This is a genomic window from Paenibacillus sp. P36 (assembly GCF_045866505.1).
Taxonomy (GTDB): Bacteria; Bacillota; Bacilli; order Paenibacillales; family NBRC-103111; genus Paenibacillus_E; species Paenibacillus_E chondroitinus.
Genome location: NZ_AP038372.1, coordinates 4,923,133 through 4,939,552 on the forward strand (window position 1 = coordinate 4,923,133; position 16,420 = coordinate 4,939,552).

Annotated in this window: 11 protein-coding genes; all 11 read right to left on the bottom strand. The window is 44.1% G+C overall.

Features of this window, described 5'->3' with window-relative positions; translation table 11 throughout:
- Window positions 1–29 precede the first annotated feature (29 nt).
- The 11 genes from ACKTT9_RS22085 to ACKTT9_RS22135 all read right to left on the bottom strand — a co-directional run bounded on the left by ACKTT9_RS22085 (window position 30) and on the right by ACKTT9_RS22135 (window position 16,280).
- The gene (locus ACKTT9_RS22085) at window positions 30–1,583 is read right to left on the bottom strand and encodes an extracellular solute-binding protein (RefSeq protein ID WP_407867657.1); all 1,554 of its coding nucleotides are present in this window, start codon (window positions 1,581–1,583) and stop codon (window positions 30–32) included.
- Between the two features lie 46 nt (window positions 1,584–1,629).
- Window positions 1,630–2,526, bottom strand: a complete 897-nt coding sequence (locus ACKTT9_RS22090) for a carbohydrate ABC transporter permease (protein ID WP_407867658.1) — start codon at window positions 2,524–2,526, stop codon at window positions 1,630–1,632.
- A gap of 12 nt (window positions 2,527–2,538) precedes the next feature.
- A complete protein-coding gene (locus ACKTT9_RS22095; protein WP_127450834.1) occupies window positions 2,539–3,516 on the bottom strand; it encodes a sugar ABC transporter permease in 978 nt (325 codons plus the stop codon).
- A gap of 96 nt (window positions 3,517–3,612) precedes the next feature.
- The gene (locus tag ACKTT9_RS22100) at window positions 3,613–5,949 is read right to left on the bottom strand and encodes a helix-turn-helix domain-containing protein (protein ID WP_407867659.1); all 2,337 of its coding nucleotides are present in this window, start codon (window positions 5,947–5,949) and stop codon (window positions 3,613–3,615) included.
- A 219-nt stretch (window positions 5,950–6,168) separates the two neighbouring features.
- Window positions 6,169–7,578: a PAS domain S-box protein gene (locus tag ACKTT9_RS22105; protein WP_407867660.1), complete on the bottom strand. Its 1,410-nt coding sequence runs from the start codon at window positions 7,576–7,578 to the stop codon at window positions 6,169–6,171.
- Window positions 7,579–7,655: 77 nt separating this feature from the next.
- Window positions 7,656–8,288, bottom strand: a complete 633-nt coding sequence (locus ACKTT9_RS22110; RefSeq protein WP_407867661.1) for a class I SAM-dependent methyltransferase — start codon at window positions 8,286–8,288, stop codon at window positions 7,656–7,658.
- Window positions 8,289–8,738: 450 nt separating this feature from the next.
- The gene (locus tag ACKTT9_RS22115) at window positions 8,739–10,139 is read right to left on the bottom strand and encodes a sulfatase family protein (RefSeq protein WP_407867662.1); all 1,401 of its coding nucleotides are present in this window, start codon (window positions 10,137–10,139) and stop codon (window positions 8,739–8,741) included.
- 68 nt (window positions 10,140–10,207) lie between these two features.
- Window positions 10,208–11,878, bottom strand: a complete 1,671-nt coding sequence (locus ACKTT9_RS22120; protein WP_407867663.1) for an ABC transporter substrate-binding protein — start codon at window positions 11,876–11,878, stop codon at window positions 10,208–10,210.
- Window positions 11,879–11,900: 22 nt separating this feature from the next.
- Window positions 11,901–12,812, bottom strand: a complete 912-nt coding sequence (locus tag ACKTT9_RS22125; RefSeq protein ID WP_407867664.1) for a carbohydrate ABC transporter permease — start codon at window positions 12,810–12,812, stop codon at window positions 11,901–11,903.
- A 28-nt stretch (window positions 12,813–12,840) separates the two neighbouring features.
- Window positions 12,841–13,656, bottom strand: a complete 816-nt coding sequence (locus ACKTT9_RS22130; protein ID WP_397369014.1) for an ABC transporter permease — start codon at window positions 13,654–13,656, stop codon at window positions 12,841–12,843.
- A 296-nt stretch (window positions 13,657–13,952) separates the two neighbouring features.
- On the bottom strand, window positions 13,953–16,280 hold the full coding sequence (locus ACKTT9_RS22135) for a helix-turn-helix domain-containing protein (RefSeq protein WP_407867665.1): 2,328 nt from the start codon (window positions 16,278–16,280) through the stop codon (window positions 13,953–13,955).
- Between the last annotated feature and the right edge of the window lie 140 nt (window positions 16,281–16,420).

Below are 16,420 nucleotides of genomic sequence, written 5' to 3' on the forward strand. Positions count from 1 at the left end.
TCGGGAGGCTGCTTAGCCTTCTATGCCGTTTACTTGCCCTTCACATTTTTCTCATACCAATCTTGCGCTAATTTATCAACGTTATCCCCGCCGAGACGTTTCCATTCCTTGCGAAGCTGTTCCATGCCCCATTGCGGTGAATATTGGGCACCGCCTGTAATGACTTTTGTTTCAATATCATCCGACAATGGACCGAATGACGTAGAAGTTTCGCTCAGTTCTGGGAACGTTGGGTTGAACGGAATATCGCGTCTGTATTTGTTTTTCATAGCCACCTTGAGCGATTCACCCTGCACTTTGGCATATTCTTGAGAGATCGCATCCGTTGCCGCCATCACGGCGAAATCCTCTGGTTTCGGACTCCATTGATCGAGCACGGCATACTCTGGCGCATAGATCGTTTCTTTCTTATTCTTCTCGGCATCAATCGTTTGAGGAACACCATTAACCAGCTTGTAATGAACACCTTCCGTGCCGAATCTGACATCGAACCAGTTTTTGTCTATCCACCAATCTAGCAATTTGATTGCAGCTTCCGGATTTTTCATATCCTTATTAAACACAATCAAACGGTTTGCCGGCGGTTCTTGATACAAGCCGAACTTCCCATACTTCGTTGATACCGGTTCCAACGGTACAAGCTGCGAATTAGGAACATTTTGTTTCAATTCACGGTATTCGGCACTAATGTTCCAACTAGCGAAGTAGATGCCTGCTTTACCTGTCACGAACAGCTGTCTTTCCTTCTGGAAGTTCTTGTCTGTGATATATTCTTTGTCAATCAGCCCTTCATCGAAGAAAAGTTTAAGCTCAGCAAGCACATCGGCATACCGATCCGTTAAGCCACCGTACACGATTTTATCATTATCGAGATACCAGTTACTCTTGTTGGATGCGTACATCGCCTGAATAATACCCGTGTAATTATAGTTAAAAGCAGCACCCAACGTGTCATTTTTACCGTTGCCATCAGGATCTTTATCGCGAAACGCCCGCATTACAGTGACCAACTCATCCATGGTCGTCGGCGCCTTCAGTCCAAGCTTATCGAGCCAGTCTTGGCGGATCCACATGCCGTGATTCGCAATGGCGTCAATGCCCCGTGCGCTGGTCGCCATATAGGTTTTGCCATCAAACATCGTGTATGGCTTTAGTTCCGGATGCGCTTTCAAATAAGCTTTGTAGGAGGTGCTGTATTTCTCGATATATTCGTCGATCGGTTGAATGGCTCCCTGCTCTTTCAATGTCGCCATATAATCTCGCCCGAATTCCCACATCATATCCGGAGCTTCGCCGGCTGCGATGAGCGTGTTTAATTTCTTCGTTGATTCGGTCCGCAAGATCGGAACCCACTTCACATTGATACCCGATTTCTCACTGATGTATTTAGTCGTCCGGTTACTCTCATAAGTCCCTTCGTCACTCGCTACTTGGCCGCGGTCAAGGATGGAAACACTGACTTCCAGTTTCTTATTCTCTCCTGACGATTTTCCAGTATTATCTGAGCTAGTTGGAGAGGAGCAAGCTGCAATTGTGAATAAAGAAGCGACTAGCGTTAAAGCTACGTGCTTTTGTTTCATCATGAAATCTTCGCCTCCTGCAATAAGAATGATAAGCTTGAATTATCAATTAGCCTTTTATAGACCCAATCAAGACGCCTTTGACAAAATACTTCTGTAAGAATGGATAGACACATAAGATCGGAAGCACCGAGATAATGATGGCAGCTGCCCTTAAACCCTCCGGAGTTACCATCGTTTGCATAGAAGCGCCTTCGCTCCCGTTGGTCGCATTCGTATTAAGCAGATTCTGGCTTGTCGTATCGATCATCTGCAGCAGCTTCACCATCAAAGAAAGCTTCCCCGAATTCGTGATATACATGAGCACATTCATATACGAATTCCACCAGGTAACCGAATAAAATAACGTCAGCGCCGCAATAATCGGCATGGACAGCGGAAGAATAATTTTCCAAATAATGAACAAGTCATTAGCTCCGTCAATCGCTGCAGATTCCTCAAGTTCCGAAGGCAATCCTTCAAAAAATGATTTCATGACGAAAAAATTGTAAGTGCTTAGAAGACCAGGCAGCCAAAGTGACCAATACGTGTTCATAATGCCCAGCGTTTTAATGAGAATATAATTGGGAATGATCCCTCCGCCGAACAGCATGGTGAACGTTATGATCATAAGCAGGACATTCCTGCCCTTGAGCCGCTTACGACTTAATGGATAGGCCGCCATGATTGTTGCTACAAGGTTAATGGAAGTTCCCACAACCGTAATGATTAATGTATTTTTCATAGCATTAAACAGCTGGCCGTCTTCAATCAAGTTTTTAAAAGAAGTAAAAGTGATTTCCTTCGGCCATAGGAAGACTTCCCCTGACATAATAGCCCGAGAACTGCTTAGAGAGGTAGATAGCACATGAATGAACGGGAACAACGTCATCATGGCAAGTACCGCCAGAAACACATAGATGACACCATAAACCAGCTTAACTGACGAGCTCTGACTGCCGGACACCGCAATCCCCTCCTACCATAGCCCATTCTCGCCTAAGGCTTTAATTAATCGATTCACGCTGACCACCAGAATCAAGCCAATGACGGATTGAAACAAGCCAAGTGCCGTCGTATAGCTGTACTGCGCGCCTTCAAGACCTACATGATAAACATAGGTGCTGATGACATTCGCCACCTCTGAAACCGCTTTATTTTGCAGCACGAAAATATGCTCGAAGCCCACATCCATCATCTGACCCACACGCAGGATCAGCAGAATCGCGATCGTGGATCGGATGCCCGGCAGTGTAACGTGCCAAATGCGCCGAAGCTTGCTCGCTCCATCAATCTTCGCTGCTTCATACAGCTGAGGATCAATGCCGGCCATGGCGGCCAGGTAGAGAATGGTTCCCCAACCCGCATTCTGCCATATTCCCGACAAGATGAATGTTATCGGCCACCAGAAGGTGCTTGCCATGAAATAGATCGGCTCAATGCCGAACAGCTTCACCAAAGCAAAGTTTACGATCCCCGTGGAAGGAGACAGCAGCGCGATAACAATTCCGCCAAGTACCACCCACGAAATAAAATGCGGAATATAAAGCAGATTTTGAATCGTTCGCTTGTACCATTCCAGTCGGACTTCATTTAAAAGGATGGCCAGCGCAATAGGAACCGGGAAAGCGAAAACGATACTGTACACATTCAAGAGAAGCGTGTTCTTTAATACATTGAAAAAATCCGGACTCGTGAACAATCTGTTGAAATGTTTTAGGCCAACCCACTGACTCCCCCATATCCCATCGGCGAAACGATAATTTTTGAAGGCAATGATCTCACCGAACATCGGCGTGTACTTAAATAGGAAATAGTAAGCAAAGATGGGAAGCAGCAAGAGATACAAATATTTATCCCGCTTCACATACTTCCATGCCCGTTTAAGCTTCGTTGTTTGCTCCTTCTTCCCAATAATGGCTTGTGCGGTCGTGGCCCCGACGGTTCGTGATTTCATGTCCCTACCTCCTTTCAGGTCGATGTCTTACACTTTTATGGTAACGTCCCAGGATCGATTTGGCATATAGACACTTTTTAAAAATACACACCTTTTTTAACCGGAAACGGATTCGCTATTTTTATCATCTTCGCCTTTTTTAAGATTTTCCCTGAATTCACCTGGTGTAAGGCCTGTATATTTCTTAAAAATGCGTATAAAGCTCTGAACATTGTTATAACCAACGCTCTCCGCAATGGTGTTGACTTTCAGCTTTGAACCCAGCAGCAGCTCCTTTGACTTCTCCATGCGGATCTGAATCAGACAATCCATAAAATTAGTTTCCGTCGTTTCTTTAAAAAGCTTGCTTAAATAAGGAACGCTTAGCTCAAATTGCGCCGCCAACAGATTAAGCGAGAGATCGCTATCCATATAATGCTGTTCGAGATACGCCAGAACCTGCTCGATGGTATCGTGATGCCCTTTGGAGAGCCGTTTCTCTTCGGTCCGCACAATGAGCTGATGCAGGAAATCGGACATGTAGCTCTTCAGCTCAGCGACTTTGACACAGCTTTCAATCCGGTCATAGATGTTTTCCTTCGGGTCCAGGAATTCTTTGATTTCGAGACCTTTATCCGATATGACCTTAATGGATTTCATAATCATCTGAATGCACATCTGCTTAATTAACTCGGGAGGAACATTGCTTGCCACGACCTCGCCAAAGATTTTATCCAGCTGTGATCGAAGCTTGTTTTTATCCGTTTCCCGAATCAGGTTGACGACAGCTTCAATTAGCGCTGTAATCCGGTAAAATTTCTCATTATAATTGCTGCCCGCAATATCGTCGATGGACACAACCGTGTTGTCGCCCATAATCAACTTATATTTCAACGCATTCAGCGCTTCTTCATAGGAAATCTGGATGCCTTCCAAATTGGATTGTGGACTGCCTACACCAATGGTTACCGTTTGTTTAAAATGAATCCCTACATAATTCTTCACCAGATCAGCCACTTGTAGAGCTTGAATTTGATTGCCTTGCGAATCCTCCGATTCGAAGCTCATAATGACGGTGACTCTCCCATCGGTCAACTCCACGGAAGTCCCCTTGCATACGCCTGCGATAAGTTCGTCCGCAACATTGCTGATGGCATAAGTAAATAAATACACATCTCGCGGAGTGTGATTCTCTTGGATACGATCCAGTTCAATGATGAGCACGATGAATTGTTTATGATATAAATCTATCCCGAGCGTATGGAAATAAGGCTTCATCCGGCTATAGTTCGTTTTATCCCCCATTAGCAGACTCATGATCAGACGCCATTTCAACGCAGGCAAGCTGTCATTCATTTGTTTCTGCAAAGATTCGTTGTCGGATATCATCTGTTTGAAAAACTGCTCCATATAGGTAAGGTCGCCAGTGCGGACCGATTTCTTACCCGCAACGGAATGAAAGAAAAGCTCAAGAGGACGGAACGTGTAGTTGCTTACTGCAAAGACAAGCACAATAGCTAGCAAGAACATTCCCGCTGTCACAACCAGCAGTAAATTGCGGACAATCATTAAAGGTCGGTTCATTTCGGGATCGGGAACGATACTGATGTATTTCCAGCCATTGTAACTGGAAGTTAAATAAAAGGTTGTGTAGCTTCCGCTTTTCGAGTGCGTCGTGATATAACCGTTATCCTTAAACTCGCTTATCTCGGGGGCGCCGGGAATCGTGCTGAAGGAATGAAACAGATGCTCTTTGTTCTGCGAAGAAATAATCATCCCTTGGTTATTAATAACTAATGTTTGACCTGCCCTTTGCTGGTCTACATCTTGAATGAGATTGGATAGCGTGCTTTCCGCGACATTGACAATAATGGCACCCTTGCGAAACTGCGGCAAGCTGATCAAGGGGTAAGTCCGCACCAAGGTAATCATATTTTTCTCAATTTGCAGTCCTGAGCTGACCTCCGTTACTTTTCTGGTATCGAGCCATTCGCCGTAGCCCTTCATGCTCACATAAGCATCATGCCAAGCCATATCGTAGAAACTGGATTCATCCGAGTATGTCACATCAGTCAACAAGCTCTTGTTCGCTAGAGAATACAAATAAAACGAGGAGATGTTGCTGTTCGTAAACATCAGCGTCTTGAACCTCGTATTCAAAATGCGGAAATAATTGAGCCGCAGTTCATCGCTCGCATATCTGCCATTGAGGAATAACTCGACATCGGGTTCTTGGATGAAATTAATTGTGCTCGTATCAATTTCATGCAGCATCATTTCAATCTTCTGCTGACTGAGATGAAGCAGCGCTGTATTCGTGCGGCGGAGCTGATCTTCCATGCCCCCTTTCGAGCTTAAATAGGACAACCACACGGTGGATGAAATGATGATTAGGAAAAACACACCATAAATTACCTTGAATCTGGCCGATATGTTACCTTGTAAAAATCGCATGGTTATCTCCTTTTCTCCGCATAAAATAGAGGCTTGACAATGTGGCGCACGCATATTGGTAACGCTTACATATCACCATTTGTAAATCCTTTCCTCATATGATAAAGCAAGAATGGGGATTGTTCAACCTGACAAAAGAAGGCAACTTCCGTTCAAATGGAAAATACCCTCCAAGTAAACAGCACTGTTTACCTGAAGGGATATGTTCCTGACACATCTCTATTTTTTTATCGGAAGCTCGATTTGCACCTTCGTTCCGTGGTTAATCTTACTTTGAATCGTCAAATCTCCATGATGTCCATGAATAATTCGTTTGCAAACCATTAGCCCTAAACCGGTGCCATTCGTCTTTGTCGTGAAAAACGGCTCCCCCAACTGAGTCAGCTTATCTTCCGAAATACCTACACCTTGATCTTCAACGCAAATAATCAGTCGTTGATCCAGGACATTTCTTACGGATAACTGTATCAATCCACCATTTCCCATGGACTCAATCGCATTCTTCAAAACATTAATTAAAACTTGTTTAATTTGGTCTGGAATACAATAAATAGACGGGATGTCTTGATCCATGTCCATTTGTATTTGTACGTTATACAGATGAGCATGGGGCTGAAGAAAAGCAATGACACTTCGAACAAGCTCCCGGGGATTACTCTCCAGATAGTAACTCAAGTGTGGTTTCGCCAGCGTCATAAATTCATTCACGACATAATTGATATGCTCGAGTTCTTCCATCATCACATCAACATAGTCGGCATTTTTCGCTTTTAGTAAATGTACGAACCCTTTTAAGGAGGTTAACGGATTACGGATATCATGTGCAATGCCAGCTGCCAATTGACCAATTAACGACAGTTTCTCCGATCGGATAATCGCTTCTTCCGACTTCTTGCGCTCCGTGAGATCGCGAATGACGCTCTGCATGACCGGATTCCCAATATTTTTGTGAACATAAATCGAGGATATTTCCGCATCAAAAAGCGTGCCGTCTTTCTTGCGCATTTTCCGCTCCACAAAATCACTGTAGTTATCCATCTGCATAATCTGTTCTATTCGCTCAATGATCACTGCCTTATCCGTAGGACAGAAATAATCATAAATCGAAGCTCCAATGAATTCATCAGATGAAGTTTCGCCAAAAAGTTTACAACAGGCATCATTCACGAACAGGATGAGTCCGTCTTTATGCAAAACAATAGGTTCAGGATTAAGCTTGAGCAGCCTCCTGTACTGTTTCTCACTTTCAAAAAGCTCCTCTTCCACTCTTTTCTTTTCACTAATGTCTCGTTCCAGCCCGACAAAGCCAACTACGTTTCCGTCCCTATCTTTCAAAGGCGAGACTGACACACTGGCAATAAAAGTCGTTCCGTCTTTTCTAAGTTTTAACGCTTCGAAATCCTTGACTTGCTCGCCATTGATCAATGACTGGTACAATCGAAGAGCATCTTCTTTAAAATCATCCGGTGTCATTGGCAATATTTGACCAATAACCTCTTCCCTCGTCCAGCCATGTAACTCTTCAAATTTCTTATTCACTTCCAGCACAGTTCCATTTATATCGACGATTACAATCCCATCGGATGTTAAATTCATGAAGGAATCAATTAAGTATTCTTTTAAATTCATGAGTAAATATCCCCTAGTTCAATCAAGTGATAGTAAGTGTATTCGTCTCCAATGGTGAAAAACCTTTATTAAACGCCCTATTCAGACGTTTTTTTACATTTTATTATTAGAAATTTAAATGGCGGTTTATTTTCCGCATTTTTATGCGGCTCAACAATTTCCGAAAATTCCAACAGCCCGTATTTCCCAAATTCTTGTGTGACCGAGTCTGCGTCATAGAAAAACATTTTTACACCTGCGGCGGTCTCATAATAGTCTTTACCCAATTGTTTACCCTTTCCAAACATAGGGGCTTCTTTTGAAATCGTCGTAAACACCATATATCCGTTCGGCTTTAACTGGTTGTAACAATCCTTGATAAACTTTGCTCTCTCGTCTTCATTCAATAAATGAATAAGCGCATAGCTGAATATGCCGTCATACAGCTTGTTCTCAAACGGCATGTCCGCCACTGAACCATGAAAAATGTCAATGTGAAGCCCTTCTTGCCGGGCCAGTTCAATCGCTGTTTTCGAGATCTCAATGCCTGTTACATGGATGTCATTATCCATAAAAACCTTTGCGTTTCTACCATACCCGATGCCCGGTATCAAGATATCCTTGACGTTTTTCTCCAGGAAAAAGTCCTTGGTCAAGATGGCTGAGTCTGCAGGTTCAAATCCCCACATTCGTTGATTCTCGATAAAGCTGGATTCCCAAAACTCTGTCATACTACATTCTCCTCTTATATGTGATTTTGGCTTATTATCTATCAGCAAGTTGTATGCCCATTATAGAACGAACGTTCTAAAAAATCAAATTTTCACATTGTCCGATATGAAAAAGCGCGACGCGGAACTACAGTCCACTATTTCGGTGAATAGTGGGGTGGTGGTGACTGGAGGGGAACTACAGGGTCTTATTTCTTCACAGTCGGCTGGTTTTTAGCCAAACATGAAGAAATAAGAGCCCCCAGTTCCCCTCCCTGCGTAAAAGGGCGCATTTCGATGAAATAGCGCCCTGGAGTTCCCTTCGCTGAATGAGTAAGCGCCACGCGCTACGAATTCAGCGGTGAGGCGCGATTACGCGCCATATCGCCAGAACCCTCCCCAAACACTAAAAAAAAGACCGCCAGCGGCGATCTTTTCCCAATCTCAACGAAACGCGGAGAAAACTGCGTGTCATTTCGATGAAACAGCAACGCTTCTCCCCGACTCCTGATATCTTTCGAGGACAAGCTTCATGGCTTGGACGATCTCGGGATACTCGTCAACCAGATTATTCGTTTCACCAATATCTGTACTGAGATCATACAATTGGTACAACGGCGACCCTTCCGGTTCTTCACCTGGCTTTGGATAGCTCCATCCGCCCGAGCCCGGGCATAACTCCAGCTTCCAGTTCCCTTGGCGAATAGAGAACGCCCCCTGAATGGAGTGATGAACTATGGCTTCTCGCAATGGCCGTTCATAAGGCTGATCAGCCCAAACGGGCAGATTGCTGACACTATCCTCACCTGCGTTCGAGGGTAAAGTTACTTCTACTATCTCTGCAACCGTTGCCAGCAAGTCCGTCAAGCAGACGGGTTCATCGCTCATGCGCCCAGCTTGTATGCGCTGCGGCCATTTTACAATCAGCGGTATCCGATGCCCACCTTCATAAATATCCGCTTTATGACCGCGGAAAACATAACTTGGGTTATGCCCAAATGCTGCAAGCTCCTCATAATTTGCTCGAGGCGAGCAGCCATTATCGCTCGTATAGATGACAATCGTATTGTCGGACAGCTGTAATTCATCGAGTTTGTGCATAATTTGGCCGATTACATCGTCACACATAAGTACGAAATCACCATACGCGTTCGTACCGGATTGACCAACGAAGGCCTCCGATGGCAGGATCGGGGTATGCGGAGCAGGTAACGGGAAATAGATGAAAAAAGGCTCATCCTTGCATTGCTCGATCCACTCCAATGTTTTAGCTGTAAGTTTAGGAAGTACTTGCTGGTGTTCGAAATCCGGTGCCGTAGCCCCTTCACGCCAATAAGCCACCGGATCATCGTTGCGCGTGATGCGATCCGGCAGTTGAGTAACCCGGTCGTTTTCGATATAGACATAAGGAGGCATATCCAGCGATGCGCTAATCCCGTAATAATAGTCAAATCCATGCGATATCGGCCCTTTTTGAACAGGCTCTCGATAATCAACTTCACTTTCCGTGTCGCCCACCTTCGCCCATTCCATGCCCAAATGCCATTTGCCGATACAAGCCGTTTTATATCCCTGTTCACGAAGTAAACTGGCGACAGTCATTCGGCCATCCCCAATGAGTGGAGCGGAGAATCCATTCAGAACGCCTTTCTTGAGCGACGAACGCCAATTGTATCTTCCGGTTAAGATACTATATCGAGATGGCGTGCAGACGGCCGATGAAGAATGAGCATCCGTGAAGGCGATCCCTTCTTTAGCCATCCGGTCAAAATGAACCGTTTGAATTTTGGAATTTTTATTCAGATAGGAAATATCGCCATACCCCATATCGTCCGCCAGTATATAAATAATGTTAGGCTGTTTGGATTTCATCAGTTTCTCCTCCTAAATGGATGGCAGTTCGAAAAGCATGGATTCCCTCCATGCTTTTCACTAGAACTTTATTTTTTCATTTTCGCATCATAAGCGGCTTGATAGATGTCTAAATATTTTTTCAGATTCATATCGTTCAATTTCTTCACATAACCATCCCATTCTTTATCAATATTAGCGTCGCCTGTTGTGAAACGAGCGATCATCTGATTGATATAGTCCGTCAAAGTCTTCTCTAGATCAGCAAGCTCTGTAGCTTGGTCGTTGGAGAAGAACAAAGCTGGAAGGACAGACTCGGGCTTTTGCCTATATGGCTCATAATTATTTCTGGTCTCTGTAAAGAGCTTAACTTCCTGTGGATTTTTCGGATCTGCCATCTGCCCAAGCCGGAAATCGTTGGAACGAAGTGACGGTGCGGATTGCCCGCTCCAATTGATATTGTTCGTTGCATTGGTTGGGACGGCGCTAGGTAGTGTTTTCCATATCGCTTGTTTTCCGTTAATGCCTAACTCTCCGCTTGCCGCATAATCCCACTCGGTTCCAGGACGGCCAATCGTTTGACGTAACGTCATCTCGGTATTATAAAGCAAGTCACCTAAACGGAATGCAGCTTCTGGATTTTTCGCTGTGCGTGTTACGACATAATAACCTTGAAGTACGCTTGATTTCCATGGCGTCGTCTGTACACCTGCAGGGCCTTTCAAGGAAGGAACGGATTGCACTTCCAACCACCTGCCGCTCGGACCGTTAAAAGCTGTGAAGATCCCATTGTGCTGCGAAACTTCGCCGCCCAAAATGTTAATATCCGGATTCTCACCCATCGCTTTCGCTTGATCCCGATCTTGTGTAAACGATTGCGGAGCAATCAAGCCCTCAGCGTACAGCTTGTGAAGGTAAGTCAGCCCTTCTTTCCAACCTGGTGTATTAACTGATGTCGTCACCTTGCCATTATCAACATATAACCGAGTCGTAATGCCGGAGTCTAGTACAAATGAGTTCATGATAAAGGAATCGATATTTACGTTCGGCCCAACTGCTGCACCCGACAACGGAATTTCATCCGCTTTACCATTTCCATTGGGATCTTTTGTCTTAAATGCTTTTAGAACGTTATACAAGTCGTCTGTTGTTTTCGGCATTTGAAGACCTAACTTGTCTAACCACGGCTGGTAAAGCCACATTTTCTGCGACATTGAGCAGTGATAGCACTCATTCACTTGAGGCAAAGCATAGATTTTACCGCCAGGAGCTGTTATCTCATCTTTAACCCCTTGAACGATATCGAACATTTTCTTCGTTTCAACGCCGTATTGATTAATATAAGGTGCGAGATCCAGGAAATCTCCTTGCGTGCCATAAATCAACTGTTGGGTTGGCGAGATCCCGAAACCCATGATGACGTCAGGCAGATCACCACTGCCGAGCACAAGGTTCAACTTTTCCACAGCCGACTTTTCGGGAGCAACTGTCCATTCAATATGAATATTCGTTTTCTCCTCCAAATATTTCGTGAACTCGTTGTTCGCGTAATCACTTACGCCTGGAAAACCTTTGACCAATACTTTAATCGTCGTTTTCTCTTTGGTTATCGGCAATTCACCCGCTGCTGTGACGTTGCTGGTTTTCACCGGATCCTTGGCCGCTTCTGCAGGCGCATCTGCTTGTTTATCTGCACACCCTGCAAGGACAACCCCGCTTGCAAGAATAACGCTTAATCCCATACCCCATATTTTTTTCATTCCAAGAACAACCTCCCCTTATTTATCCTTTCAAAGAGCCAATCATAACACCTTTTATGAAATACTTTTGCACAAAGGGATAAACGAGCAGTAATGGCAGTGAGGAAACAACAATTAACGAGTATTTCAAAAGTGCGCGTAACCCTTCTTGAGCAGCGATTTCTTTCATGTCCAGCATGGAAGCATCCACTTCGTTTTGCACCAGAATTTCTCTTAAAACTAATTGCAGCGGATATAACTTCTGATTATCCAGATACAATAAGCCATTAAAATATTGATTCCAATAACCAACCGCAGAATAAAGGGCCACTACAGCGATAATCGGACCTGACAGCTGCAAAACGATTGAAAACACATAGCGGAAATCGTTGCAACCATCGATCTGAGCTGCTTCCAGCATTTCGTCCGGCAATGTCGTTTTGAAATAGGTGCGTGTAATGATAATGTTAAACACACTCATCGCACTTGGAATAATCATGGCCCACGCCGTATTCAGCATTCCCAGATCTTTGACCAATAGATAAGAAGGAATTAGCCCCCCTGAGAACATGGTCGTGAAAACAAACAACAGCATAAACCAATTTTTACCGAATAAATCTCGTCTGGAAAGCGGATATGCAGCAGCAATGGTCAGCACAACACTGAGCAATGTACCTGCTACCGTATAAAAAACGGAATTTCGAAAGGAGCTCCAAATCAATTTGTGCTTAAACACAGCCGCATAGCCATCCAAGGTTGGTTGTACGGGCCACAGCGGTTGTACGGGCCACAGCCAAACTTTCCCCGAGATCACGGCGTCAGGAGAACTGATAGAAGCGCTTACAACAAACACTAACGGGTACAATATAACTACAAGAAACAGACAGATCAGCAGCATATTAACCCAATTAAACCATTTATCACCTCGTGATTCGAGGATATGTGACTCTTTCATGCCTCCTTACACCTCCCCTGCTGCACCGTTACCATAAGCTTTCTTGCTTTGCACGTTTCGCGATTTGATTGACAATAATAAGCATGGCAAGTCCAACAACCGATTTGAACAAGTTAATAGCTGTTGAGTAAGAGTAATTCATCGCTTGTGAGGCTAGACCTACCTTATACACGTAAGTATCAATAACCTCTGACGTCCTCAGGTTTAATTGATTTTGTAGAAGCAGTACCTTCTCGAAGCCAGAATCCATAATATGCCCTGTGTTCAAAATAAGCAAAATGATGACAACAGGCATAATGCCGGGAATATCGATATGCAAAATTCGTTTAAATTTGCTGGCGCCGTCAATCACCGCAGCTTCATGCTGAGACGGGTCAATACCTGAAAGCGCTGCCAAGTAAATGATGCAAGAGAAACCTACGTTTTGCCAGATGCCTGACCAGACAAAGACAGAACTAAAATAGCTTGGCTTCGCCATGAAATGAATGGGTTCAAACCCCAACACCCCAAGCAAAAGATTGACAATCCCCTTTTCTGGATCCAGAAGGACGAGCACAATTCCCGCCATAACGACGACAGAAATGAAATGCGGAGCATACGTAATCATCTGGACTGATTTCTTAAACCACTTGTTTTGAATGTTGTTGATAGCCAGTGCCAGAAGGATTGGGAACGGAATACCTGCAAGTAAGCTGTAGAAATTCAGAACTAATGTGTTTTTTAAAAGGGTGCCAAATTCATACGAATTAAAGAATCTTATGAAATGTTTAAATCCCACCCAACTACTGCCTGTGATTCCTTTTGAAGCAATAAAATTTTTGAAAGCAATTTGCGCACCATACATCGGATAATACTTGAACACGATAATGTAAAGAACAGGCAATGCTAATAAAACGTAGAGCTGCCAACTGCGATGCAGCTTCTTTAGGAATGACATTCGTTTGATCCCCGTATTAGCTTTTGCTATCGTATTTACATTTGCCACCGTTTTCAATGGGGTAACCTCCCTTCGTCGTTGTATAGCTTCAATGTAAGGGTTACCCTCGTTGCATGTATATATGAAAACGTTTAAATCCTGTGCAATTTTTAGGTTTTGAGGATGTGCAATTGCTTTATTCATGTGCAAATATTATTTTCCCGCTAAACATTCACTTCTACAGACCTTTGATAAACCGTTGCGCTAACCCCATGCAGCCGCTTGAACGCTCGGCAGAATGTATTGGATGAGGCGTATCCTACCTTGTCGGCAATTTCTTGAATGGCATAATCCGAATTTCTTAATAAATGCTTCGCTTGTTCCATACGCAATTGCTCCAAATAATCTGAGAAGTTGATACCCGTTTGATCCTTGAAGAACTGTGATAAATACACCTTGGATACACGAAGTCGATCAGCGGCTTCATCCAGACATAACGCCTTGTCGGCAAAGTCTTTCTGAAGCATCGTCCGAATATTATCCAGTAGTTCAATATTACGACTTGATCGCTGCTCCACGACATGCTGGCAAATCGTCGCATAAGCAAGACGAATCGCAGTAAAATGCTGCTGCAAACTCTCATAAGAAGGCTCCGCGCCATCTATACGCTGTATTTGGATATAAACCTCCTCAGCCTGCATGCCTAATTGCCGTAAAAGTTTGACGAGATTCCCCCACAATTCGCCAATAAATAAACGGAGCACGGTTTGTGAGAGGTGCCTGTTCTCAAAATTTTCGGTATATAGTGCCTGCAATAGACGTGTTACCTCCTCCTGTTCACCTGCCAATGCCACATTCATCAGACGTCCTTCCATGTCTTGCGGGTAATGGTAATCATTAAGCGCCGCTGGGAGCTCATCAAACCACTGCAATCCGTCCTTGTCTAATCGAACTAAGGCAAACAATGCCTCTCTAGCCTGCTCATATGAGCGTGAAATTGCGGTTACCCGGTCACAGTAGCCCCCGATGCCACAATCGGATACAATTTGAAACCGCAAGTTAATCGCCTGACAGACTTGTTCCATTAGTTTCGTTATGTTTTCACGATGCTTGTTAGCGTCATGCGAATATACACTTAGTAATACGGCAATTTGGTCTTGTGCCACATCATACGCAAATCCGTCTGCGCCTACAAGTTCCCTGATTAACTCAGCGGATGCAAAGCGAACTCGATCCAGATCTTTGAGCAGCCGTTCATTATAGCCATTGTCATACCCTTGGATGCGAATGAGCGCGACGACATATTGCCGATCTTCATCCTCCATCCCTAACCCTAGATGTTTAAGTAGGACATCCGCATCCCTTGTTGATAAAAATTGTCCTTGCATAAGCCTTCTGAAATAGGATGCGCGTAATAAAGGTACCTGCAGCTCCAGCTCGGATTGCAGTTTACGGTTGGAAAGTGCCAGGCCGGACACAGCTTCACTTATAAAGCCATACACATCGTGCTGTTTCACTCCGCCTCCAACGAGTTCTTTCAGCGACTGGGCAAGAGCTCGAAGCGGTTTGCTATTCCGATATGCAAGGAAATAAGCCATGGAAACACCAATCACTAGAAAAAGTAGCGTTAAGGAGAAAATAATCTTTTGAATATAATGAACTTTTCCTAAAAGAATAACTTTCGGTTGACCAACAACGTATGTCCATCCATTTATCGTTGATTTGGTATACGTCACAATCATGGATTGATTATTCAGTTTTTGCTCAACAATGCCCTGCTGTTCCTTCAGATCAGCCAATCGGACGGGAAGTCCGGTATTTTCACCAGATAACGAGCTCATAATGCGGCCTTGGTCATCCAGAATATACGCCCAGCCGCCTTGCGATAAGTTAAGTCCCTGAAACAGCTTGCGAATCTCAGCTTGATCAATCATAACGGCGATAACCGCCTGCGGATTACCCGGTAGTCCTAACGATTGTAAATACGTCATCATTTGGTACGAGTTATCTCCGATACTCATGTGTTCTGAGGGGAGAAAAGAGCGGGAATGATAGGTCTGCAGCCAATTCTTCCGCATCTTCTCTGTATCTCCGCCATCATAAACGGCAATCCGGCTAAAAAATTCATCCGTGGTATAGCTGGAGCCCGGCGTTAAAACAAGGTCGCTATTCTTAAAAAGAATATAATAGTTATAGACGAAATTATTGGAAAGTTTGAAATCATATAAGCTTTTAATCGTATCCAGAACGGAATACGTGTTGGCACCTTGGAAAGGATCCTTCACCGTCATAAATTGAATGACTTTTGTGTTGGCGGCAACTTGACGTCCAATTGACGTAATCTCATCCATTCTTCGCTCAAGAATATCTCTGCTTTGCTCCAGAACGAGCCTATGATTCTCCGTGGCATCCTTCTCCATCACATGAATGGTTTCTCGGTAGACGATATAACCAATACCTAACAGCATACAAATAAATAAAAGATAAGGGATTAGCATACGAATAAAAACTTTATGTCTGACATTCGTATCCGGTACAAGCCACTTGCGCATGGGGCGTTTCCTCCTTGTTACCTCTAAGCCAATTGGATTCATATACTCTCAGTATAACAAAGTATTGTGAGCGCTTGCATAAAATTTCGCCTAGACGCAATAGCCTGTAACGATGATTCTCATCGTTACAGCAAAAAAAG